This is a genomic window from Duganella radicis, from assembly GCF_009720825.1.
GTDB lineage: Bacteria > Pseudomonadota > Gammaproteobacteria > Burkholderiales > Burkholderiaceae_D > Rugamonas > Rugamonas radicis.
The window spans coordinates 488,751-513,648 of the sequence record NZ_WNKY01000001.1; the positions used below are offsets into that span (position 1 = coordinate 488,751).

The following is a 24,898-nucleotide window of genomic DNA, read 5'->3' on the forward strand; positions in this document are numbered from 1 at the left end:
TGTGCTTCCGGATTTTGCTCTGCCGCCGCGGCGCCTACTTGCCGGGAATTTGATTTGGATCAAGCAAAACCTTGCGCTATCTCCTACGATGGAACGGCTTTCTGATCACTTCAAGGAGCTGTCATGTCCTACAAAACCATTCTGGTCCTGGCCGACTGTTGCGATGCCCAACCCGTCCCCACCGAAGTGGCGGCCCAGATCGCCATTGCCGAACAAGCCCATCTCGTCGGGGTCGCCATGAGTGGCGTCGACCAGGTAATTTATCAGTGCAATGCCGCCGCGCCGGGCCTGGTGGTGCTGCCTGCCGACCTGACGCCGCTGACCGCCCGCGCCGACCAGGCGCTCGCCACCTTCGCGCAGCGTGTCGAGCGCCTCGGCGTCAACTCGTTTGAAACACGCCGCATCGACGGCGCTGCCGACCTGGGCTTGATCATGCACGCGCGCTATGCCGATTTGCTGGTGCTGCCCCGGGCCGTCGACCGCGCGCGCCCGTCGCCCGGTCCGGACACCACCCTGCAATATGTGATCCTGCATTGCGGCAAACCGGTGCTGGTGGTGCCGTGCGATGGCGAGGCCCGGCGAGTCGGCCGGCGCCCGCTGCTGGCCTGGGACGGCAGCCTGGAAGCGGCGCGTGCCCTCAGCGCCGCCCTGCCCTTGCTGCGACGCGCGGAACTGGTGACCTTGGCGGTGTTCAATGGCGACCAAGTGTATGGCGCGCACGGTGCGCTGGCCGGCGCCGACATGTCCTTGTACCTGGCGCGGCACGGCATCAAGGTCGAGCTGCGGCAGCAGGATACACCGGACGGCGCTGGCCATGCACTGATGGCGCTGGCCGGCGATCTCGATGCCGACCTACTGGTGATGGGCTGCTACGGGCATACACGCTTGCGCGAGATCCTGCTGGGCGGCGCCACCCGCGATGTATTGCGCGGCATGACGCTTCCGGTTCTGATGGCGCACTGATCGGCTGGAGCGATCGCGCCGGAAGCGCGCGCGGCCCTCATCGACACCCTGGCCATCCGGCGCGGCCCTTCCCTGGCCGGTCGGGCCGAAATCGTTAGACTAACCCAAGAGGAGTGCACCATGCGTATGATGAAAGCAGCGGTATTTGTCCGGCCCGGCAAAATCGTCCTCGACGAGCGGCCGGTTCCCGTCATCGGCGCCGGCGAGGCGCTGGTCAAGATCACCACCACCACCATCTGCGGCACCGATGTCCACATACTCAAAGGCGAATACCCGGTTGAGCCGGGGCGCATCGTCGGCCATGAACCGGTGGGCGTGATCGCCGAGCTGGGCGCCGGCGTGACCGGTTACACCATCGGCCAGCGCGTGATCGTGGGCGCCATCACCCCCTGCGGTCAATGTCATTCCTGCCTCGATGGCCACCAGTCGCAGTGCGGCGGGCACGCCACCGGCGGCTGGAAATTCGGCAATACCATCGACGGTTGCCAGGCCGAGTACCTGCGCGTGCCGCATGCCATGGCCAACCTGGCGCCCATCCCGGACGGCCTGAGCGACGAACAGGTATTGATGTGCCCCGACATCATGAGCACCGGTTTCGGCGGTGCCGAGTCCGGCGACATCCGCATCGGCGACACGGTGGTGGTCTATGCCCAGGGGCCGATCGGGCTATGCGCCACGGCCGGCGCGCGCCTCAAGGGGGCCAGCCAGATCATCGTGGTCGACTCGGTGCCGGAGCGGCTGGCCACCGCCAAACGGCTGGGCGCCGATATCAGCCTCGACTACCAACAGGTCGATCCGGTAGCCGAGATTCTGGAGCTGACCGGCGGCCGCGGCGCCGACGTCGCGATCGAGGCATTGGGTACACAACAGACCTTTGAAAGCTGCCTGCGCTCGATCAAGCCAGGGGGGGTGTTATCCAGTCTGGGCGTCTATTCCGGCAAGTTGGGATTGCCGATCGACGCCCTCGCGGCCGGCCTGGGCGACCATAGGATCGTCACCACGCTGTGCCCTGGCGGCAAGGAGAGAATGCGGCGTCTACTGAACATCGTCGCCTCACAGCGCGTCGATCTGGAACCGCTGGTGACGCATCGTTTCCGCCTGGACGAAATCGAACAGGCTTACGATTTGTTCGCCAACCAGCGTGACGGTGTGCTGAAGGTCGCCATCACGCCATAGCGAACCGGGCGGTCAGCCCATGTACTGACCGCCGTTGGCGCTAAAGGTAGACCCCGTGATGAAGCCGGCCTCCTCGCTCACCAGGAACTGGACGATGCGTGCCACTTCATCCGGCCGGCCCAGGCGCGCGACCGGAATCTGGGCCCTGATTTTCTGCAGCACCTCGTCCGGCATGGCCGCCACCATATCGGTGGCGATGTAGCCTGGCGCCACCGCATTCACAGTGATGCCCCTGGCCGCCGACTCCAGCGCCAGCGCTTTGGTCAGGCCCAGCATGCCCGCCTTGGCGGCGGCGTAGTTGGTCTGCCCCAGTTGCCCGCGCTGGCCGTTGACCGAGGAAATGTTCACAATCCTGCCATATCCCTTGTCGCGCATCGCCGCGATAACCGCACGGCACATGTTGAAGCACGAGGTCAGATCGCTGGCGATCACTTCGTTCCACTGGGTCGGTGACATTTTATGCAGCATGACATCGCGGGTGATGCCGGCGTTGTTGACAAGGATATCGATATCGCCGCCCAGATCGCGAGCCACCGCCGCCGCGCCTGCGCCGCAGGCATCGAAGTCCGAGACGTCCCAGCGATAAACGCGGATCCCGGTTTCCTGTCGAAATGCCTCCGCCGCCGCGCCATTGCCGTGATAGATCGCGGCCACCTTGTAGCCGTCACGCGCCAGCCGGCGCGCAATGGCGGCGCCGATACCGCGCGTGCCGCCGGTGACAAGTGCGATACGTTCCATGATTCCCCCCTTAAGTTGCCACCCGGCTCCGCAGCCAGGCATTCCTGCGCATAACCACATAAGCGCCCGCCAAGCCGATCAGGCATGGGTTTGTCGGCACACTCGACATGACGCTGGTCTGCGCCATTCAGTCGATGTCCTCGGGTGGACAGATCTCGGGGTCGGTTGGCGGCCATACCGGCGCATGTCCGACCGACTGCGCCGCGATCACTTGCTGATTTGGCGCCAGGCCCATCAACCCGGCGAGCGCGGCGCGGTCCACCCAGCCGCGCACCACCGTGGCCAGGCCCTCGGCCGCGCAAAACAGATAGACATTCTGGCTGATAAAGCCCGTGTCCAGGGCGGCATAAAACTGTTGTTCGGTGCGAGCGGGAACGCCGTCGTTATGAAAGGTCGCCACATAGATCAGATCGAGCGGAGCCTCGGCAACGTAATCCTGACCGCCGGTCGCGGCACGCAGGTCCGCGCCGCGGACCGGGTGCAACGCCAGTTGTTTCGCATCGAAGCGATACAATCCCGTGCGCAGCGCCAGATAGATATCGATCTCCTGCTGGTTGGCGGCCGAGGGCGCCGTGCGCAATCCCTGCTCGGGACGGTTGATGCCAAACGCCGCCCACAACAGGCGCGACAGCCTGTGGAGTGACAGATCGCCGGCGCCAAACTCCCGGCTGGAGCGGCGTCGCCGCAGAATCTTGTGCAGCGCCACACTCAGCGGGGAAAAATCCGCGTCCAGCGCCAAGGCTTGGGGGGCGACCAGCTGCAAGGTGGGCATATTCTCGTTCGGCATCTCCATCGCTCCTATCATGTCGCGTCATCCGTGTGGTGAATGCCGCGGCGCTGTTCGTAATCCCGCTTGCAGGCGCTGCACCAGCTGGTGGCGGGAAACTGCATCAGACGGTCCCGGCTGATAGCTTGGCCACAACATTCGCACACGCCAAAACGTCCTTGTTCCAGCCGGCGCAAGGTGGCCTCGATGCCGGCCAGCTCATCCAGCAGGTCGTCCCGCCGTCGGCGCAGCAGCGCAGCGTATGTCTGGGCCTCCTGCATGGATCTTCAGGCATCCAGCCTGACGCCCGCCGCGATCTCCCGCATGCGCACCGGATCGAGTATCTCGACTTCGCGATTCGCCACCCGCAACAGGCCGCTGTGGCGAAAGCGCGATATCAGCCGGCTGACGCTTTCAACTGTCAGCCCCAGGTAATTTCCCACCTCTTCCCGCATCATGCGCAGCTGAAAACGGTGCTCGGCGTAGCCGCGCGCTGCAAGACGGGCGCCGAGATTGGTCAGGAAGATCGCCACGCGCTGTTCGGCCCGCATGGTGGCCAGCAGTAGCATGGCGTTTTGTTCGCGCGTGATCTCCTGGCCGATCAACCGATGAAAATGCCGCAGCAGCTCGGGAATATCACCCAGCAGACCTTCCAGCTTGTCGAACGGGATTTCGCAGACCTCGCTGTCTTCCAGCGCCACCGCGCCGCACTGATGCCGCTCCGCGCCGATTGCGTCCAGCCCCAACAGCTCACCTGGCATCTGGAAACCGTTGATCTGCTGTTCCCCGCGAGGGTTCACCTGGTAAGTCTTGAAGTGCCCGAAGCGTATCGCATAAATCCGGCTGAAGGCATCGTTCATGCGGTACAGATTGGTTCCGCGCTCTATGCGACGACGACGCATGATGATGCGGTCCAGACGCTGTACGTCCTCCGGCTTCAGATTGGTCGGCAGGCAGAATTTCTGCATCCCGCAACGGGCGCAATTCACCGCCGTCGAAACTGGAGCGGTGTTCTCTGTGACCGGCTGTATGGCTATCGTTGTGTGCATGGCCGCTTCTCCTACGCTGACAGAACCAGTATCGCAGCGGCGACGAGCGCCTGCCATCAGGGAATGGCGTCAAACCCGGTAGATGAATCTGGACAAGAAGCTATAGGGGATCGACTACGCCGGGTCAAGGTAACAGGCCGTTTTCCATTGCATAGCGTGTCAGCTCGGCGTTGCTGGACAAGTCCAGTTTCTGCAGAATCCGGCTACGGTAAGTGGTGACCGTATTCGGGCTCAGATGCAGGTTGGCGGCGATGTGCACCAGGCTGTTACCATCGGCGATCATTTTCATGACCTCCAGCTCACGGTCAGACAAGGCCGCATGCGAAGCGCCATGGCTGCCGCCCATGGCAATGGCGATCTTCTCGGCCAATCCGGGCGTCAGATACTTGCCACCCGATGCCGCCTTGCGCACAGCGGCAACCAGCACCGGCGCAGGACTGTCTTTGGTGAGGTAGCCGGCCGCGCCCAGCTTGAGGGCACGCATGGCATAGACCTCCTCCGCATAAGTGCTGAGAAAAAGAATGGCCGGCGGCTTGCTGACATTACGTATCAGGCGCTGTAGCTCCAAGCCATTCCGCCCTGGCATGGCGACGTCCAGCAGCGCGACATCGAATTCCTGCGCCTGCACCAGGCGCAGCGCCTCCTGGCTATTTGCCGCCTCACCCGCGATGAGGATATCGTCCTCGCAGCCCAGCATCAGACGCACGCCGTTGCGCACCACAACATGGTCGTCCACCAGCAAAACCCGGATCGGATTATTGGCCATGCCCGGCCTCCAGCGGCAGCAGCAGCATCACCATGGTGCCATTGCCCTGCGTGCCGGTGATGCGCAAGTCTCCGCCGAAATAACGGCTGCGCTCATACATGCCCAGCAACCCCCAGCTGTCACGGTTCAACAAGCGTTCGGTGTCTATGCCCTTGCCGTCGTCCCGCACGCAGACTTGCAACGCCTGGCCCGCCAGTTGGGCCGAAACCGCGATATGTGCAGCCTGCGCATGGCGTATGACATTGGTGAGCGCTTCCTGCACGACGCGGAACACCATGGTGCTGCGCTGGGGGTCCAGGACCACATCCTGCACTTGAGGGGTGATGGTACAGGTGCAAACCAGTCCGGATCGCTCCCGGATCTGGCCGACATACCATTCCAGCGCTGCCCAGATGCCCAACTGGTCTAACACGCTGGGGCGCAAATCGGTGATCACCTTGCGCACGGTCTGGATCGCGGCGTCGCTGAGGGAGATCGCCTCCGCCAGCAGCGGATCGGGCTGGCCACCTGCCCTTGCCTGCCGTTCCATCGACACCGAAATATGTGCTTTGATACCGGTAAGCAGTGCGCCCAGTTCATCGTGGATCTCCTGGGCGATGCGCTTACGTTCCTGCTCCTTGACCTGATCCTGATGCGCAGACAATTGCCTTAGCTCCGACTGCGAGCGGAGCAACGCCTGCTCTGCACGCACACGCAGCGTGATGTCATGAATGACCGCCATCACGTGCGGGACGCCGGCTTTGGTATGGAGTGGTGACAGGCTGACCTCGACCGGAAACTCATCGCCACCGCGGCGCTTGCCGAACAGCTCGCGGCCTTCACCCATGCCGCGTGCGCGTGGCTGACAGGCATACTGCTGACGCAAACCGGCATGGGGACCGCGCAAACGATCCGGGATCAGTTCCTCAACTGTGTGCCCAGTCAGTTCCCCGGCGGGGAATCCAAACATGCGTTCGGCTGGAGGATTGGAGAGAACGATGATGCCGTCCTGATCCGCAATGATCATGGCATCGGTCGCGTACCGCAATAACCAGTCTATGCCAGGTTCAAGGTGCATGGCCGCAGAAGTAAGAATGTTTCAATGTATTTTATACAAGTGCATCCCGTTTTGTCCAAGCCCAAATACCTTGAAGTGCAAAAACGATACAAAAGCAGTCAGGCAGTGGCAACTCAGGTGGCTCGAGACGAGCGCCCTGCCGCAAGCGCAGCGTACTTCAGAACTTCGGCAACTTATCCAGTGTGATCACCTTCGGATGGTTGTACACCTTCACCTTGTGGGCGTTGGTGTTGTAATACTCGCCGGTCCAGAAATTGTTGGGATCGGAGACGCCGGCCGCCCCGCCGCCGTCGCTCCAGGTCATGAACCACAGCCACCACGCGCCGTCGGCCGTGATCTTGTCGGGGTCCGGTATGTAGCTGTTTTCACTGAGCGCGATCAGTTTCTTTTCCGCGCTGGACCGCTGCGTCTGCTGGTAGCTGGCCAGTTGCGACTGGTAGGTCTTGTTGTCGGCATTGTCGTAGATATCGAGGCTGCTGACATCGACCACATCATCGCCCGGGTACCACGCCGGGTCCTGGCCGTTCCATACCCAGATCAGGTTGTGGATGCCATGAACGTTGACCAGCCGGTCGTACAGATGGCGCCACAGCAGAATGTTGGCGTAGGCCTGCGGAACGCCGTCGCCGCGCGCGCGGCCCCACCAGAACCAGCCGTCGCCTTTATAGCCCGAAGCTTCGTGCAACGGCCGCCAGAGCACGGTGACGCCGGCGTCGGACAGGCGCTTGAGCTGGACGGCGATCAGATCGATCCCGTCATTGATTTGCTGAAAGGCCGGACTGGTTTTGTCGAGCGCGCCTTTCGAGACGGGAATCATGAAGCTGGTGTTGTTGGCGGGATCGCTATCGTGGGCGTAAAAATTGGCATTGTTGACCTGTGCGGTTTTCAGCAGCGCCGGGTCGCGCCAGTGCCAGCTGAATTCCACCAGGCCGCCCTTGGCCGCGTAGGCGATGGCCTCCTCGGTCTGATGCAGCCCCTCGGCCCAGCTGGCGGTCATGCCGTAGTTCATGAAATCGTAACCCATCAGGGCTGGATACTTGCCGGTGTCGGCGTGGACCCGTTCGGCCATATCGACCGAGTCTTTCCAGGTCAGGTCGCTCTGGCCGGCGATGATGCTGTTGCCCCAGATGCTGCGCAGATAGGTGTAGAGCGATCTGGTGCGGGCGCCGGCGTTCGGGTCCACCGGCGCGGCGCGTCCGGCGATGGTTGGCAGGCTGGTGCGGTTGGCCGGACAGAAACTGCGCGCAACACAATAATTGCCGCCCTCGAAGGCCCAGCCACCGCCATCGGTCGCGCACAGCGTCCAGCTTTTGCCGTTGACTTCGCAGGTTTCCGCCGGTGGCGTCGCGGTGGGGATCACGGTGCTGGTGGTGGCCGTGGCCGGTGCAGACGTCGCGGATGCTCCCGAACCACCGCCACAGGCTGCCAGCAGAGTCAGCGCCGGCAACAGCGTCCATGCAAGAACTTTCATATCGTCTCCTGTCATTATTTGAGACGAAGTGTAGCCGCGCGGACCGCAACGCTCGCGCGGCGTGCTGAAATGCCGCCAAGTTTAGCTGTGTTGCGAGCCTTGTTTAGTCGCGGGATGGATCTTGAACACATTGACCTGCCTGGCCAGCGAGGCCGCTTCCTGTTGCATCGACTGCGCCGCCGCGCCGGCCTGTTCCACCAGGGCGGCGTTCTGCTGGGTCAGCGCGTCGACCTCGCTGATCGCCGTATTCACGAGTGCGATACCGCCGGCCTGCTCCTGACTGGCCACGCTGATGGTGGTGATGATCTCGCTGACCTGCCGCACCCGCTCGACCAGCTCGCGCATGGTAACGCCGGCCGCGTTGACCAGTTGCGAGCCCTGCTGGACTTTGTCGGCCGAGGAGGCGATCAGGGAGGTGATTTCGCGCGCGGCGGTCGCCGAGCGTTGCGCCAGACTGCGCACCTCCGCGGCGACCACGGCGAAGCCCCGCCCCTGCTCGCCCGCGCGCGCCGCCTCCACCGCCGCGTTGAGCGCCAGGATGTTGGTCTGGAACGCGATCCCGTCGATCACCGCGATGATCTCGGTGATCTGCCTGGACGCCGCGTCAATTTCCGACATGGTCTCCACCACATTGTTGATGGTCGCGCCGCTGCGCGCGGCCACATCGGTGGCGGTGCCGGCCAGCGCCGTGGCGGCACGGGCGTTCTCGGCGTTCTGACGGACGGTGGCGCTCAGCTCATCCATGGAGGTGGCCGTCTCCTGAAGCGAGCCCGCCGCCTGCTCCGAGCGCACCGATAAATGCCGGTTGCCCGCACTCACCTCGTCGGAAGCCAGGGAGATGGTTTCGGCGCCGGTGCGCACCTGGCGGACGATGTCGGCGAAGCTGTGCTGCATCTCCTGGAGCGATCTCATCAGGTCCCCTGTTTCGTCCCTGGTGTCAATCGCCACCTCGCGCGTGAGGTCGCCGGTCGCCACGGCCTGCGCGAAGGCGACCGCCTGGCGCATCGGCCGCACGATGCTTCTGGTCACCAGCACTGCCAGGCCGACGCTCAGCAGCAGAATGCCCAGCGCGATCGCGGCGATCATCGTGGTCGAACGCGAGACGACGGCCTGCGCCTCGGCCGTGGCCTGGTCCATTTGCGCTTCGATCTTGACCAGCACCTCGGCGATGTCGGCAACGATGCGGCGCCGCAGCGGGCTGCATTCGTCGACCAGGAATTTGCCATAGCCCTCCATCTGCCGTTGCTGGCGGTACTGGGCGGGACGGTCGAGTTCCCGGGCCATCGCCAACAGGCCGTCACTGACCTTGTCGAAGCCGGCCGTGCCTTGCAAGTACGGCTTTCCCTTGGCAAGCGCGTCCAGATAAACCTGCTTTTGCTTTTGCAGGATGTCCAGTTCGCGCTGAGCCGCCGCCTCATCCTCATAAATAAATGCGTTGCGGGCCGCGATGCCGGTCTGGTCCAACGCCTCGCGCGCGATGTAGAGCGGTTCCAGCATTTGCTTGCGGATCTCGCTTTCACGGACGATGGTCTCCGCGATCGCTCTGGTGCGGCTGATGGTCAGGGCCGCAAGCAGCAGCATCAGCCCTACCAGCACACCGAAGGCCAACGCCAGCCGAAAGCCAATTTTCACATTCTTGTATGACATGGGTGCTTTGGTTGATAGGGGGATAACATTATTTTAATGACTATTGACTACGGGGAATGTCATCCATGGATGATCTTGTTGTAAGGATTTCCTGATCCGACGCTATAGAGCGTGCTTGCCCCAGCAGGTATCGGGCGCAGCTGTCGGCCGGCAGGGGCTGGCTGTACAGATAGCCCTGGAACACGTCGCAGCCCAGCGCGGCCAGCGCGTCGCGCTGCTCGGCGCTTTCCACGAACTCGGCCACCACCGCCAGCTGGCGCGAGCCCCCCAGCGCGGCGATGGTGTGGATGATGTCGCGGCTGGTGGGGTTGGACAGCACATCGCGCGTGAGCGAGCCGTCGATCTTGATGGCATGCACCGGGAAGCGGCGCATGTGCAGCAACGAGGAATAGCCCATGCCGAAGTCGTCCATCGCCAGCGTCACCCCCAGGGCGACGATCCGGGTCAGGTTGCGGTCCACCACCGGATGCGCCGCGATCGCCTGGCTTTCGGTGATCTCCAGTTCGATCTCTCCCGGCGACAGCTTGTACTGCCGCAGGCAGCGCTCCAGCAACGCCGGCAGTTGCGGATCGTCCAGTTGCAGCGGCGAGACGTTGATGGCCATGGTGATGTGCGACAGCCCCAGCGTGTTCCAGTGCGCCTTGCGCGCGCAGGCCTGTTCCAGCACCCAGGCGCCCAGGCTGGCGATCAGCGCGCCCTCCTCGGCCAGCGTGACGGCGACGTCGGCGCGGATCGGCCCGTGACGGCCGTGGCGCCAGCGCAGCAGCGCCTCGACTCCCACCGCGGCGCCGTGGCGGTCATGCTTGGGCTGGAACACCAGCGTCATGGCGGCGCTGCCGATATCGCGCTCGAGCGTGGCCAGCAAGCCGCGCACCACCAGCCCCGGCCTGCTGTCGCGTGGCAACGCGCGCAGGTAGGGCGTTCCCCGCGCCGCGATGGCTTCGATCGCGGCGTCGAACGTCTCGCCCTGCGCGCGCACCCGCCGCGCCTCGGCGCGGCGGACAAACGGCAGATAGATCAGCGTGCTGATCACCAGACCCAGCAACTGTAGCGCCACCCCGCGCCAGGAATCGCTGATCAGGTAGCCCGACAGCAGCACCGGCGTGGTCCACGGCACGGCGAGGTCGTGCAGCGGCAACCAGCCGGCGTGCAGCGCCGCCAGTGCCAGCAAGGTCAACGCCAGCGGCGCCAGCAGGAACGGCCACACGAAAATCGGGTTGAGCGCGATCGGCAGGCCGAAGATCAGCAGCTCGTTGATGTTGCACAGGCATGGCAAAGCCGCGACCAGGGCCAGGCGCCGCATCGGCCCCTTGCGCGCCTCGATCCACAACGCCAGCACCAGCCCCAGCGTGGCGCCCGAGCCGCCCAGCTGGCCAAAGGCATTGATCAGTGGTCGCAACGCCAGCGCCTGCTGATAGTCGGTGCCGAACAGCGCCTGCGCGTGCAGGTACAGTATCGCGTTGCCATGGATGCCGAGCAGCCACAGCGCGTGGCTGACCAACACCGTGACCGTGCCGCACAGCCAGTTGGCGCCGAGGCGGTTGGCCAATGTGGCCGGCAGCGCCGTCAGCCAGCGCATGTCCGGCGGCGGGATCGCGCTGATGGCCATGGCCGCCAGCATGATCGCCATGCCAAGTATCACCAGCGGCGGCGTCATGCGCACGGCGTAGTAGAAAGTGGGTTCGCAGTCGTCATCCGGGACCGCCGGAAGCATCGCCATCAGCGGCCGCAACAACTCCGGCGTGACGATGCCGATCACGATGCCGAGCAGCATGGAGCCGCGCCCCAGGTCCGCCAGCGCCGGATGGCCGCTCACCCCCACGCACAACATGAAGTTGACCAGCGCCGCGATGCCGACCCAGGCATGCGGCAACTCGTCGGCCGATTCAGCCCCGGCCAGGCTGCGTCCCAGGCGCATGCTGATCACCACCGCCAGCGCCAGGCCAAACACGCCATTGCTGGCGCCGATCAGGTACGGTATTGCCTGCGGCCATCCGCTGCCCAGCACCGCGCCCAGCAGATCACGCACGGCCGCAAAAGGCAGATTGTTGAGCAGGACTGCGGTCATGCCGAGAAAGGTGATCGGCAGCAGCACGATGAAACTGTCGCGGATGGTGACGACCCATAGCGTCAGCCGCGACGCCAGCGGCCTGAGCATTGTTATCTTCATGCCGGTTCGCCAGGGCGAAGCGCCCCTGCTCCATGGTCCGGCGCGGCGTATTCGATGCGGTTGCGGCCACGCTGCTTGGCCCGGTAGAGGGCCACGTCGGCCTGTCGCACCAGTTCCAGTCCCGCCGCCGGGGCCGCCGGGTTGAATGCGGCGACGCCAAAACTCGCGGTCACCGCCAGCGTGTGGCCGTCGCCGATACCGAACGGCGCCGCCTCGATGGCGCGGCGCATGGCCTCGAGCCGCGGCGCGCCATCGCTCTGGTTGAGATCGGCCAGCAGGACCAGAAACTCCTCGCCGCCATAGCGTCCCACCAGGTCGTAAGGCCGCACGCAGGCGTGCAGGCGGCGCACCAGTTCGCACAGGACGGCATCGCCGGCCAGATGGCCATGGGTATCGTTGATGCGCTTGAAATGGTCAAGGTCCAGCAGGCATAGCAGGAACGTGCCGCCATCGCGCCGCGACTTCTGCATGCGCTGCTCCATCATCTCCAGCAGCGCGACCCGGTTCCAGGCCTTGGTCAGGCCATCGCGCAGCGCCCGTTCACGCAAGGCTTCCTGAGACAATTCGAGTTCACGCGTGCGGGCGCGCACCATCTCTTCCATCCGCGCGTTACGCGCGTGCAGGCCGCGCACCCGGTAGCGGTACAAGCCGCGCAACAGGGCCAGCGCGCCCACGGCGCATACCAGCAGGAACCAGTTGCTGCGCCACCACGGGGGCAAGATGGTGAAACGCCATTCGCGCGCCGGCGACGCGCTCTCTGTCGCCAGATTGACCACCGCATATTGCAGGCGATACTCTCCGGGCGGCAGCGCCGCATAGCGCAGCCGCGGCACGCTGGTGCTTGACCAGTCCCGCTCCAGGCCGAGCAGCCGGTAGCGAAAACGCAGGGCGGCCCGGTGCTCATAATGGAGACTGGCGATGGTGACGAGCAAGGCGTCGGCCGACCACGGCAATGCCTCGCCGTCGCGCACGCCGAGCGCAACGCCGGCGCGCTCCACCGCCTCCACGCTGGCGGACAGGCGGTGCGGCGCGAACAGGCGCTCGGGCCGGGTCACGTGCGATGCGCCGTTGGAGGTGGGCAGCCACAGCGAGCCGTCAGCCTCCTCGTAAAGGGGCCTGGCGTTGAGGTCATTCCACACCAGGCCGTCGCCGCTGCCAAACAGGCGCCACTGAGCGCGGTTCCAGACCAGCAGCCCGGCATCGGTGCCCAGCCACAGCCAGCCGCGGCGATCTTCGTGGATGGTGAACACGGCCTTGTCGCGCAGCAGCGGAATCTGCTGGGCCTGCTTGACCAGCCCGGACCCGGCCACATGCGCGCGCCATAGCCCGCCAGCGCCCTGCCCCAGCCACAGCGAACCGTCGGCCGCGCAAGCCATCATGTCAAACGCGGGATCGCGTGGCGCCCGCAGGCCATAGCTGTCCCAACGGTCGCCGCGCAGGCGCCATAGCGTGTCATCGGTGAGAAACCATAGGATGCCGTCGGCGCTCTGACAGCTGCGCCGTGTCGTCGCCGACAGCAAATCGGCTTCTGCCGGCAAGCCGCCGGGACGCTGGGGCGCCGCGCCGGATTCGGGATGTTCGATGACAAACAGGCCATCCCAGGTGCTGATCCACATCCGGCCCTGGCGGTCCGCCAGCAGCTTGAAGATCATCGGCAACTTGGCGACCTGGGTCACGCCGCCGCCGCGGCGCTCTTCCCGCATTAGCGAGCCGACGTAGCTGGCGTTCCACAAATGCCCCCGAAGGTCGACCGCCATCGTGCCCCACTGCTCGGGCCGGTAGCCCGGAACCGGCATCGCCCGGCGCGGGGCGCCCGCCCCCAGCATGGCCAGCCCGGAACGCGTGCCGATCCGCAAGTTGCCGGCGCCATCGCGCAGGAAAGCAAATACCTGATCGTCCGGCAGGCCTTGCGCCGTCGTCCAGTTTTCCCAGTGGTCGTAGCCGATCCAGTGCATCAGGCCCCGTCCGGCGCTGCCCAGCCAGACGCCATGGTCACGGTCGACCAGAATCGCCAACACCCCCGGCTTCAGTCCATTGGCGCCGTCGAAGAAATGCCAGCGGCCGGCGTCCCAGCGCGCCACGCCGGTGTCGGTCGTGATCAGCATGCGGTGATCGGCGTCCTCCGCCATGGCCGTGGCCGGGTTGGCCTTGCGCATCAGCCCACCGGGCGGCGTGCGGTCGATGAAGCGTTTGCCGCCGGGTTCAAGCACGATCACATGGTGCTTGCCGCGCGCCCACAAGCTACCGTCGGCGGCGCGCGTCAAATTGCGCCACTGATCGGCCGGAACCCCGGCGCCGGCATCCCACACTTGCAGGCCGTGCGGGGCGCTGCTGCAAAGCGACGCGCCGCAGCCCAGCCACAGTTGCCCGTCGGGTTGCGCCATGACGGCGCCGAGTTCTTTCAGCAACGGCTGACGCTGGACCAGATCAGCGGGGAAATAGGGGCGGACCACCAGTTGGCCCTCGACCACAAGCGCGTGAAACAGTTGCCGGTGACTGATCAACGCGACGCCGCCTTCCGGCATGGCCGCCAGCGGCGAGTCAACCGGAATCGGCAAGGTCTGGCCCTGGTACAGCAGTTCCACCAGCCGGTGGCCGTCGTGGAAATAAAAACCATCTTCGGTGCCCACCCACAAGCGCCGCCGACGGTCTGGCAACACGGCGGTGACGGTCGTCGTCGTCATGCCCTCGTCCTTGCCAAAGCGCTGAAATTCGGCGCCGTTGTAGCGAAACAGGCCATTGTCCGTTCCCACCCAGAGGTAACCCTCCTGGTCCTGGGCCAGCACGCCGACCGACAGATTGGCCAGTCCGTCCTGCTGGCCCAGGTAGCGTAGCGGCAGCTGTTGCGCCAGCGCGTGTTCTGGCCGGATGATGGTCGGCAGCACGACGAGCAGCACCAGCACGGGACGAGGGATTTTCATCGGAGACGGAAAGGGCTGAGGTGCGGCCACGGGCGGCCGGCACTTGGACGATCGGTGCGATCTTGCGAAAAAAAGGGCGGCCGGAGCCGCCCTTGCCTGCCCGGGAAAGGCAGGAGGCAAAGGCACTACAACATCAGGCCTTGCGGCGTTTCGCCGCGAACGCCAGCAAACCCAGTCCGGCCAGCAGCATGGCGTAGGTGGTCGGTTCCGGCACCGCCGCCACGGTCGAGCTCAGGAATTCAGCGCGCAGGCCGGTTGGGTTGTTGTCCGTCTGATGGCCGTTGGTGACCACGAAATCGAGGGTGTTGACGCCGCTGACAAAGCCGCTGCTGGCGCCAAAGCTCAGCCAGGTGTCGAACTTGTGGCCGCTGGCGATTTGCTGGCCATTGAGCAGCACGACCACCGAATTGTCCGCCGCGTAGCGGCCGGTGAAGGCGGCGGTCGAGGCATCGTAGCCGCTCAGGTCAAAACTCAGGCGGTAGTCGTAGACGCCGTCGACCACCGGGTCGAGCCAGGCGCCGACATTGCTGGTCGGCGTGATCCATTTGGAGCTGTCGGTGTTGGCGGTCCATGCCTTGGCGACCGGCCACACGTTGTCCGCGCTGATATAGGCGTGATCGTTCGGCAATACCGTGTTGCCCGAAACGACGCTCAGGGCGTAGTGCGTGTCCTGCGTGCCGGCCGCGCCGATACCGGTGTTGACCAGGCCGTCAATCGATGCGGCGTGGGCGCAGGTGAACGTGGCGGCTGCCAGCGCGATGGCGGAAATTGCTTGTTTCATGCTTTTCTCCCTGTTATGTGGTTACTAATGTCATTATTTTAATGATCGTTGACTGCGAGGAATGTCAGCCGGGGATGATCTTCCCGTAGGGATTTCCTGATCCGGCGCTAAGGAGGGTGCTTGCCCCAGCAGGTATCGGGCGCAGCTGTCGGCCGGCAGGGGCTGGCTGTACAGATAGCCCTGGAACACGTCGCAGCCCAGCGCGGCCAGCGTGTCGCGCTGCTCGGCGCTTTCCACGAACTCGGCCACCACCTCCAGCTGGCGCGAGCACCCCAGCGCGGCGATGGTGTGGATAATGTCGCGGCTGGTGGGGTTGGACAGCACGTCGCGCGTGAGCGAGCCGTCGATCTTGATGGCGTGCACCGGGAAGCGGCGCATGTGCAGCAGCGAGGAATAGCCCATGCCGAAGTCGTCCATCGCCAGCGTCACCCCCATGGCGACAATCCGGGTCAGGTTGCGATCCACCACCGGATGCGCCGCGATCGCCTGGCTCTCCGTGATCTCCAGTTCGATCTCGCCCGGCGACAGCTTGTACTGCCGCAGGCAGCGCTCGAGCAGCGCCGGCAACTCCGGATCGTCCAGTTGCAGCGGCGAGACGTTGATGGCCATGGTGATGTGCGACAGCCCCAGCGTGTTCCAGTGCGCCTTGCGCGCGCACGCCTGTTCCAGCACCCACGCGCCCAGGCTGACGATCAGCGCGCCCTCCTCGGCCAGCGTGACGGCGACGTCGGCGCGGATCGGCCCGTGGCGGCCGTGGCGCCAGCGCAGCAGCGCCTCGACCCCCACCGCGGCGCCGTGACGGTCATGCTTGGGCTGGAACACCAGCGTCATGGCGGCGCTGCCGATATCGCGCTCCAGCGTGGCCAGCAAGCCGCGCAGCACCAGCCCGGCCTTGCTGTGGCGCGGCACCGTGCGTATATACGGCAGCCCCTGCGTCGCGATGGCGTTGATGGCGGCGTCGAACGTCTCGCCCTGGGCGCGCACCCTCCGCGCCTCGGCGCGGCGGACAAACGGCAGATAGATCAGCGTGCTGATCAGCAGGCCCAGCAACTGCAAGGCCACCCCGCGCCACGAACCGCTGACCAGATAGCCCGACAGCAGCGCGGGCGTGCTCCACGGCACGGCGAGGTCGTGCAGCGGCAGCCAGCCGGCGTGCACCGCCGTCAGCGCCAGCAAGGTCAACGCCAGCGGCGCCAGCAGGAACGGCCACACGAAAATCGGGTTGAGCGCGATCGGCAGGCCGAAGATCAGCAGCTCGTTGATGTTGAACCAGCACGGCAGCAGCGCGACCAGCGCCAGGCGCCGCATCGGCCCCTCGCGCGCCACGATGAACAGCGCCAGCGCCAAGCCCAGCGTGGCGCCCGAGCCGCCCAGCAGGCCAAAGGCGTCCAGCAGCGGGCGCAATGCCAGGTGATGGTTGAAGCTGGGCGCGAACAGCACCGGCGCCAGCTCATCCAGCACGGTGTTGCCGTGAATGCCCAGCAGCCACAGCACATGGTTGATCAGCAAGGCGATGATGCTGAACAGCCAGTCGGTGTCCGCCCAGCCAGGCAGCCAGGCCGGCAACGCGGCCAGCCAGCGCGCGCCCGGCGCCGGTAGCATGCTGGTGGCGCCGGCGCCCAGCATGACGAGCAAGCTGAGCGCCACCAGCGGCGGCGTCATGCGCACGGCGTAGTAAAACGTCGCTTCACTGTCGTAGTCGGGCACCACGTGGAATATCGCCACCAGCGGTCGCAGCAGTTCTGGCGTGATGATGCCGATCACGATGCCGAGCAGCATGGAGTGGCGGCCCAGATCCGCAAGCGAGGGGGTGCCGGCCATCGCCACGCACAGCATGAAGTTGACCAGCGCCGCGATGCCGACCCACGCCTGCGGCAATTCGTCAGCGCTGTCCTTGCTGGCCAGCCGGCGCGCCAGGCGGATGCTCAGCACCACCGCCAGCGCCAGTCCGAATACGCCGTAGCTGGCGTCGATCACGCCTTGCATCGCCTGCGGCCAGCCGGCGCCGAGCAGCACGGACAGCAGACCACGCACCGCCGGAAACGGCAGATTGTTGAGCAGGGTCGCGGTCACGCCCAGGAAGGTGATCGGCAGCAGGACGATAAAGCTGTCGCGGATGGTGATGGCCCACAGCGCGGGGCGGTGCGCCGCCTGCCGGAGCAAAGCCGGGGCGATCATGAACCCGTGCAGGCCAGGCCAGCACCAGAGAGCAGTGCACGGATAAGCATTTTTCCCCTCATCTGATTTATAAAAATTGCAATGTAAGTAGCATTTTTATATTATCAGTCCGGGGCCGGCAGGCAACCATCGGGCCATGCTGATCTCGCCGTAGGGATTTCCTGATATTTAGCGCTGGTACTCCTGGGGCAGCAGTTGATCGTACGCCAGACCGCTTTGTCCTTCGCCGCGCCCGTTTTGCTTGTGCATGCCCAGCCATACATAGGTCTTGCCGAAGTGGCCGCGCGCGCGCCGGAACGCCCGCTTGACCACGACCCCGGCGCGCGGCACGGTTTCGTCGTCAATGAAGTATGGCTGTTGCTGGTCGAGTCCTTCGCGCAAGGTCGGCGTGCGGGGCGTGATACGGCGCGGCTTGGCGGCGTCGCCTTCGATATGGCGCAGCATGGAGCCGCGTTGCAGCAGCGTTTCGCGATTGGAATCCTTCTTTCGCGCGGACAGGAACGGTATCCAGTGCTCGGCCACCGATGACATGACCTGATAGCGCAAGGACGCCGCCGGCATCACCGCTGCCGGTGGCACGGCGCCGGCCAGTTGTTCGAAATAGCGCCGCAGTTCGCGCGCCGCCTCGGCGCCCGGCCGCACCCGGCCATCCGGCAGCGGCACGTTGCGTTCTATGCCCCACACCAGATTGGCCATTTCGTCGCGCGTCAGCAGGACTTCGTCCAGCGGCGCGCCCTGCTGGATCTTGGGACTGACCGGCGCCAGCAGCAGCCCGGTGTCGGCGATTGCGCGCTCGCTGCCGCGGATGCTGTTGGTGAACAGGGTCCAGCGCCGCCAGTCGTCATCGATGCCGCTGCCGGTCGGGCGCACCCAGTAGCGCTCGTTGAACACGGTGGTGACGGCGATGCCGCGCACCTGCGCCAGGCTGCCGCTGGGCAGCGTCAGGGGCAGCATATACCAGTCGTTGGCATACAGCAGCGCGAATTCCAGATAGGCCATGCGGCCCAGATCGGTGGTCGACACGTCCAGCGCGCCGAGGTTGACGCGGCCGTCCTCGAACGCCCACCAGCGCGTGTTGGGCATGCCGGGAAACTGGATCGGCACCGGCACGCCGGCGCTGGCCAGTTGCGTCACGTCGGCCGGTGCGCCCAGGCTGGCGGCGTCACGGTCGATGTCGCTGCTGTACCAGTCCAGATGGCCGCTGGCGTAGCTGTCGGCGGTCAGCACTTTTTCGCCGGACTGCGACGCGCCCGACAGGCTGAAACGATACTCCAGTTGCTGCGGCGACCACGCGTCCTCTTCCGGCGCGGCCGACGCCACGTACTGGCGCGCGTACCATGCCAGCAGCACCTCGGCCAGCGCGTCGAGCCGGTCCTTGTCGGCCTGCGCCGCCGCGTTCACGCCGTCCGAGGCCCTGGCGCCAACGCCGTCCAGATGGCGCAGCAGCTTCCAGCCGTCCATGGCGCGCCCGGCCGCGGCGGCAAAGCTTTGCACCACGTCGGCATGGGCGCAGGCGCTGGCGTCGCGCGGATCGGCGGGATCGCGCGCGTCGACCGGATACAGCTGGATGTAATCGGCCGCGAAGTCGCCCACCCCGGCCGCCAGCTTGAGCCAGTAGCGGCCGATTTGCAAGCGCAAGTCGAGCGCCACCGCCCTCCCCGCCGCCTCGAACGGAATCGGCCGCGCTTCCACCCGCGCTTCCAGCGGCATGCCGCCTTGCAGATCGGCCGGCGCCGCCTGCCCGCACTGATAACGCGTGAGCGGCGCAGCCGACGCCAGCGACGCCACGGCGATCGGCGAGCCGGCGTCGTCGCCCTTGTATTCGCCCATCTGCCATTGGCGCGTGCACATGAACAGGGCGTCGTGCACTTCGGCGCGCAGCGCGTCCTTCAGATCGTCGGTGCGCGGCCGCCCCTCCAGCCGGTTCCAGCCCACCATGGTGGGAAACTTGCGCAGCGTGAGCTCGCTTTCGAGCTTGGGGATGACGAAGCGGTCGTTCATGGCGCTACCTTCATGTATTTGGCAACCTGGATATTGGCCGCCAGCACGGCGGAAATGGTGATGTCGCGCGAGGCCGCCGCCATGTAGGTGGCCGGCAGCATCTGGCCCAGGGCCGGGTCGGCAAGATGCTCCGGCTCCACCGCGCGGATGCGCATCAGTTCCCAGGTCGAATCGAGCGCGCCGACGATGTCTTCCCAATGCCAGGCGCCATCCCATGTCGCCGGCGTCACCAGCAGGAACGATTGCGGCGCTTCCGCGTTCGGCCGGTCGAAATGGAAGGCCACGCCGGTATTGGCGCTGTGCAGGTCGGCATCGGCGGTCTGCTCGGTGCGGCGCGCGCCCGGTATCACCTCGGTCCATTCGTCCAGCACCAGACCCTTGAAATAGCCGTTGGCGTCGGGCGGCGCCGCCAGGTGCAGCGTATGCAGCAGGCGCGCACCGTCGATGTCGTAAGTGTCGGGGAATTCCAGTCCCAGCCAGCTGTCGTTTTCCTTGTAGGGCAATTGCAGCGGCAGCAGGCTGAGTTCGGCCACGCCCAGCGCCTCGCCATACAGCATGGCGCCTTCCAGCGACTGCACCGGCGCCCGCACGCGCGCCACGCCGTGCAGCCATTCGTCGACCGGGAACGGGATCTTGGCCTGCTGTGTGAGGTAGTTCAGCGTCACGCCGCTTTGGGCGTCGGCCAGCGCTCTCTGGAAGGCGTCGAGCACCGGCGCCGCCAACTGGAAGCGCGGCAGGTGCAGGAAACCCTCGCCAAACAGGGCCTGCGCGGCGGCCGTGGCCAGGTCGGCGTATTTGGCCGAATCGGCGCTGGCCGCCAGCTTGACCAGCTCCTTGTTGACGGCCTGCTCGCGCGCCGCCGCCACGCCCGCCAGCGCAAACGCGCCGCTCGCCAGCTCCGCCACGCCGGCGGCGATTTCGTTGCGCAAGGTGTCGGTGCCGACCAGTTCGGTGCGGAAGTCGGGATGGGCCAGCACCGCTTCCAGCCCGGCCACGGCGGCGGCGATGCCGCTGCCGCGCACCTTGGTCAGCGCATCCAGGTTGGCGGCCAGCGCGGCAAAGGCGTCGCGCCGTGCGCGGACGGCGGTTTCGAGGGCGGCGCTGTCGGCGCCGGCGGCCGGCACACTGGCCGGCAATTCCAGATCGGCCGCGCGGAGGATGGTGGCGCGCTGGTCCGCGCTGGCGCCGGCCAGCTGGGCCAGCGCGCTGTCGCAGCGGGCGAGGCGCTGGAGCCAGTCGTCGCGTAGCTGCGCGGTGTCGCCTTGCACCGTGGCCAGCAAGCGGCGCTGCATGTCGCGGAAGCGATCGGGGCTGCTGTGTTCGATACCGAAGCGCCCCGCCTGCGCGTACAGCGCCACGGCCTGGACGATCACGCCATCCAGCGCGGCCAGCGCGCCGCCGTTGCGCGGCGCCGGATCGGCCAGCGCGGTGTTGCAGACACCCGAGAGGGTCTGGGCTTGCGCGCGCAGCACGCCGAGCTGGGCCAGCGGTGCGCTCAGCGCCGAGACGTCGCCGTCGACGCCGCGCGTCATGTCCAGCGTGGCGGCTTGGTCCAGCACCAGATCGGTCGGGCGCAAAGGCCGCGCTTGCTTGACGACGGCCGCCACATGATGCAGCAAGGCCCCGGCCTCCACCAGGCTCAGGGCATCGGCGGCGGGCGGCGTGGCGAAGGAAAGCGACAGCGTGGCGTCGGCGCGGAACGCGGCTGCATGCTGGCCCCACACATATTCGGCCGCCAGGCTGGCGATGGCGGCGAACGGCGCATCGGGCTGGGCCGATTGCCACAGGCAGGCCAGGTCGATCGGCGCCAGGCCGAGCGCCGCCAGCGTGAGCGGATGGTCTTCGTGCTGGCCACTGACCGGATCGTCCCATGCGACGCGGCAGCCGACGCGGTCCAGCGGCGGCAGGAGGGTGGCCAGCCAGGCATTCAGTTCCGGCTCGGCCTGGGCACGCGGTGAGGCGCCGTCTTCCGCCGCCAGCGTGGCATGCAGGTGCACCGCCACCCGGCTGGTCAGGGCGATGCCGGTGCTGGGCGTCTGCACCACATCCGGTACTGGCGGCAGCTCGCCTTTGGCGTAAGCATCCAGCGCGGCCGAGGCGCGGTCGAAATTGCCCTGCACCGACTGGTACACGGACTCGGCCATGATGAGGTCGCTGACGGCGTCGCTGAGGTTCTCCAGCCGTTGCGCTTCTTCGCTGATGACCTTGATCTGCGGGGCCGATGCGTTGGGCAGGGCCAGTCCGAACGGATACTCGCGCTTGCCGGTGCGGCGCATGTGGGCCACCAGCCGCACGCCGTCCAGCACATTGCGGGCCGCCACCAGCCCCTCCTCGCCGGCCGTCGGCGCGGTTTCGCTGAGGTTGCCCGCCACCAGCGGGAAGGCCAGGCGCAGGTCGAGGATGCAGGCGTCGGTTTCGGCTTCGGCGTAGCGTTGGTGCAGGCCGCGTTCCATGCGGTAGCCGAGCAAGGCGTTCAGGCTCTGGCCGCTGCGCATGCCGTCGATCAGGGCCAGCGCGTTGCGCACCCGTTCGGACGACAGGTTGACGCCCAGCGCGCCGCGCTCCTCATCGTTGTGCGCGGTCAGGTAGGCGCTGCGCAGGATGGCGCCGGTGACCGCCTGGTCCATCGACGGCGCGTGTATCAGGCCGCCATTGCTGGAATCCGTCATCAGCGGCGGCAACTGCTGTTCGGGATCGAGGCGTTTCTGGTCGGCGTCGTCGATGTCGGCCGGCTTGAGCACCGCGTGCTTGGGACGGATGTTTTCCAGCCAGCCGTAGGCGCCCAGATAAATGCCGGAACGTTCCATCCGCGCCAACTGGGCGTTGGGGATGGACAGCAGCCACGCGTCCAGCCGGTGCGAGCAGGTATCCAGATGATGGCGCAAGGCGCGGTCGGCCTGCGTCCGGCTCGATTGCGTGAGCAGCTTCAGCGCCCGCAGTTGCTCCGCCAGCGCGGCGGTTTCCTTGATCTTGCCGATATTGGCGGTCAGGTAGTCGGCCATGGCGACGCTCTGTGCCGGCAACTGGCTGAACAGCAGGCCCCAGCGGCTTTCCTGGATCGGGCCGGGCTTGACCTGAATGTGCGGCAGTCCCTCCTCGCGCTGCAAGGCGCGGGTCCAGACCTCCGGCTTGTCCTCTGGCGTCAGGGTGGCCAGCTTGGTGGCCACGGCCGCGTCGCTGTAAGCGAGCAGCAGTGCGTGCCGCAGCAGGATGTACAGCAGCGCATGCGGAATCTGCCCGCCCGGCAAGCCCTGCTGCAAGCGCAGCGCGCTGACCGATTTGTGGGCCGCCTCGATCAGCCAGCCGATGTAGGCCTGATGCTCGGTCTGGTAGCCGGCTTGCAGCGGCTCGGACGCCACCGTGCCGCCATCCAGCACGCCTTGCAGGTGATGCAGCAGCAGGCGCGCGATCTGCGGCACCTCGGCCGGCACCACGCCCAGACCGGCCAGATAATCCATCACCTGTTTTTCCACCACCTTGGGTTCGGGCAGGTCGGCCCATTTGGTGCTCACCAGCCGGAACAGATTGAGCAGGTGCTTGTCGCCCTGCGCATAGCGGAAGTGGAATTCGGCCGAGACCGGATTCAGGCCCAGCACATCCAGCAGCTGCGCGCCGGCATCGCCGTCGCCGCCGGCTTGCTTGACGTTGTCAGCATAGTCGCGCCAGCGCGCGCGCATGGTTTGCAGCAGCGGCAGCAGTTTGGCCAGCAAGGGTTCGCGCGCCCCCCAGCGCGAGCGTGGCTTGAGCCAGGCGATACGGTCGAAGGCCGTCACCGGCAGGATGCCGTAAGGCTGGCGCCCAATGCGGATCGACGGCAGCCGTCCGCCGCCGCACACCTGGTCGATAAAGTGGCGCCGCGTGTTGGCAATCGTGGTGCGCGACAGCGCCGGCTCCAGCAGCGCCGACAGGAAATAGCCGATGGTGCCGGGCCACAGCGCGGTGCGCATGGCGTGGGCGATGGCCTGGTCCCTGCCGTCGGCATTGAACACGCGCGCCATCAGCGCCGGATCGATGCCCAGCGCCTCGGCCAGGCGCTGGCCGTCGCTCTTGTCGAGCGGATCGCCGGCCGGCTGGAACAGGCCCGGGCCCATCAGCGTATCGAACAGACGTTCCGGATCGGGGCGGCCGGTGAAGCCGGCGCCCTCTTCCTCGGTGTTGTTGGTGGGCGTGCCCAGCGGCACCAGTTCAAGGTCGGCGCGCGAGTGCAGGCGGTGGGTCAGGAAGTTTTCCAGCCGCCCCCGGCCGCGCTTGGCCTCGGGTTCGATCATCACGCCCACCACGTACAGGCGGTCGAAGCCCTCTTCCTCTTCCGCCGCCAGCGGCACGCGGAAGCCCATGCCGAACTTGAGCGCCACCTCGAAATCGGCCAGCCACCGAGTCTCGTCCGGGAACTTGAGGCTGGCGCCGTCGGCGGCCGGAGGACCGCCGCCCAGCAGGCCGGACGGATCAAAGCTGACATACAGCGGCTGGCGCACCTCATTGCCCAGCACTTCGCGCCGCACCGCGCCGCGCGACAGCACCAGCACAAAGCGCCCCGGCATGGGATCGGCCACCGCCGAACCGCTCCACGAGGCCGGCCGTGTTGCCGGATCGGGCGGCAGTTGCAGCCAGGCGATGCCGGCCAGCGTGCGGGTGCCGCCGGCGGAGCCGCGTTCGGTGAAGCGCCATGGCACATAGGCGGCGATGGCCTGCGCCGCCTGCTCCTCGCCCAGTGCGGCCGCCAGTTGATCGTAGGCCGCCTGCACGCCGGCTGGCGCGCCGTCGGCCAGCCACACGGCTTTCCAGTAGTCGGCCACTTCCTGCGCCTTGGCCGGCAAGGCCGCCACCGGAATGACCAGCACGATGGCATCGCCGGCCACCACCGGCTCGTCGGCCGGATTGAGCGGCTGCCAGGCTTGCAGGATGTGGCGCGCGCGGCCCGCCCCATGGCGGTTGACCAGCTCGCGCCACGCGGCCAGATGGGCGTTGCGCTGCCCGGCCGCGCACCAGCGTTCGGCCCAGTAGCGCTTGGCCGACGCCAGTTCGGCCTCGCTCAGGCGCTCGTCGTGGCTGTCGACCAGACAGCTGTCCGGATACACGCGCACCAACAATTCCTTGCCTTGCCGCCCCTGGACGAAGCGGGTTTCCAGACGCAGCGGCAACAGCAGCAGCGGATCGCGGTCCGGCAACAGGCGCACCGCTTCGCGTGGATCGGCATGGGGATCTGGCATGGCT

Annotated in this window: 16 protein-coding genes; 2 read left to right on the top strand and 14 right to left on the bottom strand. The window is 66.4% G+C overall.

Annotated features, from left to right (window positions below):
* Positions 1-123 precede the first annotated feature (123 nt).
* Positions 124-963, top strand: coding sequence for a universal stress protein (locus GM676_RS01980; RefSeq protein WP_155461688.1), 840 nt, complete (start codon positions 124-126; stop codon positions 961-963).
* Between the two features lie 120 nt (positions 964-1,083).
* Positions 1,084-2,139: an NAD(P)-dependent alcohol dehydrogenase gene (locus GM676_RS01985; RefSeq protein WP_155461689.1), complete on the top strand. Its 1,056-nt coding sequence runs from the start codon at positions 1,084-1,086 to the stop codon at positions 2,137-2,139.
* A 12-nt stretch (positions 2,140-2,151) separates the two neighbouring features.
* Here GM676_RS01985 and phbB read toward each other — a convergent pair whose 3' ends face one another.
* The 14 genes from phbB to GM676_RS02055 form a co-directional block, all read right to left on the bottom strand.
* Complete coding sequence (gene phbB / locus GM676_RS01990; protein ID WP_155461690.1) at positions 2,152-2,877, bottom strand: acetoacetyl-CoA reductase; 726 nt, start codon at positions 2,875-2,877, stop codon at positions 2,152-2,154.
* Between the two features lie 127 nt (positions 2,878-3,004).
* Positions 3,005-3,664 (bottom strand): SagB/ThcOx family dehydrogenase, encoded by a 660-nt coding sequence (locus GM676_RS01995; RefSeq protein ID WP_229262479.1) that lies wholly within the window; start codon positions 3,662-3,664, stop codon positions 3,005-3,007.
* Between the two features lie 14 nt (positions 3,665-3,678).
* Positions 3,679-3,924 carry a TraR/DksA family transcriptional regulator gene (locus GM676_RS02000; RefSeq protein ID WP_155461692.1) on the bottom strand — a complete coding sequence of 82 codons (246 nt, stop codon included), beginning with the start codon at positions 3,922-3,924 and terminating at the stop codon, positions 3,679-3,681.
* 6 nt (positions 3,925-3,930) lie between these two features.
* On the bottom strand, positions 3,931-4,692 hold the full coding sequence (fnr, locus tag GM676_RS02005) for a fumarate/nitrate reduction transcriptional regulator Fnr (protein ID WP_155461693.1): 762 nt from the start codon (positions 4,690-4,692) through the stop codon (positions 3,931-3,933).
* 124 nt (positions 4,693-4,816) lie between these two features.
* Positions 4,817-5,458, bottom strand: coding sequence for a response regulator (locus GM676_RS02010; RefSeq protein ID WP_155461694.1), 642 nt, complete (start codon positions 5,456-5,458; stop codon positions 4,817-4,819).
* Entirely contained in the window at positions 5,448-6,515 is a 1,068-nt protein-coding gene (locus GM676_RS02015) for a sensor histidine kinase (protein WP_155461695.1), read from the bottom strand. Before GM676_RS02015 ends, GM676_RS02010 begins: the two co-directional genes overlap by 11 nt.
* A 157-nt stretch (positions 6,516-6,672) precedes the next feature.
* Entirely contained in the window at positions 6,673-7,986 is a 1,314-nt protein-coding gene (locus GM676_RS02020; RefSeq protein ID WP_155461696.1) for a glycosyl hydrolase, read from the bottom strand.
* Positions 7,987-8,067: 81 nt separating this feature from the next.
* Positions 8,068-9,633 (bottom strand): methyl-accepting chemotaxis protein, encoded by a 1,566-nt coding sequence (locus GM676_RS02025; protein WP_155461697.1) that lies wholly within the window; start codon positions 9,631-9,633, stop codon positions 8,068-8,070.
* Between the two features lie 40 nt (positions 9,634-9,673).
* Positions 9,674-11,803: an EAL domain-containing protein gene (locus tag GM676_RS02030; RefSeq protein WP_155461698.1), complete on the bottom strand. Its 2,130-nt coding sequence runs from the start codon at positions 11,801-11,803 to the stop codon at positions 9,674-9,676.
* Positions 11,800-14,724, bottom strand: coding sequence for a ligand-binding sensor domain-containing diguanylate cyclase (locus GM676_RS02035; protein WP_155461699.1), 2,925 nt, complete (start codon positions 14,722-14,724; stop codon positions 11,800-11,802). Before GM676_RS02035 ends, GM676_RS02030 begins: the two co-directional genes overlap by 4 nt.
* Before the next feature lie 133 nt (positions 14,725-14,857).
* Positions 14,858-15,505: an FxDxF family PEP-CTERM protein gene (locus GM676_RS02040; protein ID WP_155461700.1), complete on the bottom strand. Its 648-nt coding sequence runs from the start codon at positions 15,503-15,505 to the stop codon at positions 14,858-14,860.
* 33 nt (positions 15,506-15,538) lie between these two features.
* Entirely contained in the window at positions 15,539-17,683 is a 2,145-nt protein-coding gene (locus GM676_RS02045; protein ID WP_155461701.1) for an EAL domain-containing protein, read from the bottom strand.
* A gap of 168 nt (positions 17,684-17,851) precedes the next feature.
* Positions 17,852-19,684: a hypothetical protein gene (locus GM676_RS02050; RefSeq protein WP_155461702.1), complete on the bottom strand. Its 1,833-nt coding sequence runs from the start codon at positions 19,682-19,684 to the stop codon at positions 17,852-17,854.
* Positions 19,681-24,894, bottom strand: coding sequence for a hypothetical protein (locus GM676_RS02055; protein WP_155461703.1), 5,214 nt, complete (start codon positions 24,892-24,894; stop codon positions 19,681-19,683). Before GM676_RS02055 ends, GM676_RS02050 begins: the two co-directional genes overlap by 4 nt.
* Positions 24,895-24,898: the final 4 nt, after the last annotated feature.

Excerpts from the sequence above, each read along its gene's own strand:
- phbB (WP_155461690.1), bottom strand. The coding sequence starts at position 2,877 with ATGGAACGTATCGCACTTGTCACCGGCGGCACGCGCGGTATCGGCGCC.
- GM676_RS02050 (WP_155461702.1), bottom strand. The coding sequence starts at position 19,684 with ATGAACGACCGCTTCGTCATCCCCAAGCTCGAAAGCGAGCTCACGCTG.
- GM676_RS01995 (WP_229262479.1), bottom strand. The coding sequence starts at position 3,664 with ATGCCGAACGAGAATATGCCCACCTTGCAGCTGGTCGCCCCCCAAGCC.
- GM676_RS02030 (WP_155461698.1), bottom strand. The coding sequence starts at position 11,803 with ATGAAGATAACAATGCTCAGGCCGCTGGCGTCGCGGCTGACGCTATGG.
- GM676_RS02055 (WP_155461703.1), bottom strand. The coding sequence starts at position 24,894 with ATGCCAGATCCCCATGCCGATCCACGCGAAGCGGTGCGCCTGTTGCCG.
- GM676_RS02045 (WP_155461701.1), bottom strand. The coding sequence starts at position 17,683 with ATGATCGCCCCGGCTTTGCTCCGGCAGGCGGCGCACCGCCCCGCGCTG.
- GM676_RS02020 (WP_155461696.1), bottom strand. The coding sequence starts at position 7,986 with ATGAAAGTTCTTGCATGGACGCTGTTGCCGGCGCTGACTCTGCTGGCA.
- GM676_RS01980 (WP_155461688.1), top strand. The coding sequence starts at position 124 with ATGTCCTACAAAACCATTCTGGTCCTGGCCGACTGTTGCGATGCCCAA.
- GM676_RS02025 (WP_155461697.1), bottom strand. The coding sequence starts at position 9,633 with ATGTCATACAAGAATGTGAAAATTGGCTTTCGGCTGGCGTTGGCCTTC.
- GM676_RS01985 (WP_155461689.1), top strand. The coding sequence starts at position 1,084 with ATGCGTATGATGAAAGCAGCGGTATTTGTCCGGCCCGGCAAAATCGTC.
- GM676_RS02040 (WP_155461700.1), bottom strand. The coding sequence starts at position 15,505 with ATGAAACAAGCAATTTCCGCCATCGCGCTGGCAGCCGCCACGTTCACC.
- GM676_RS02000 (WP_155461692.1), bottom strand. The coding sequence starts at position 3,924 with ATGCAGGAGGCCCAGACATACGCTGCGCTGCTGCGCCGACGGCGGGAC.
- fnr (WP_155461693.1), bottom strand. The coding sequence starts at position 4,692 with ATGCACACAACGATAGCCATACAGCCGGTCACAGAGAACACCGCTCCA.
- GM676_RS02015 (WP_155461695.1), bottom strand. The coding sequence starts at position 6,515 with ATGCACCTTGAACCTGGCATAGACTGGTTATTGCGGTACGCGACCGAT.
- GM676_RS02035 (WP_155461699.1), bottom strand. The coding sequence starts at position 14,724 with ATGAAAATCCCTCGTCCCGTGCTGGTGCTGCTCGTCGTGCTGCCGACC.
- GM676_RS02010 (WP_155461694.1), bottom strand. The coding sequence starts at position 5,458 with ATGGCCAATAATCCGATCCGGGTTTTGCTGGTGGACGACCATGTTGTG.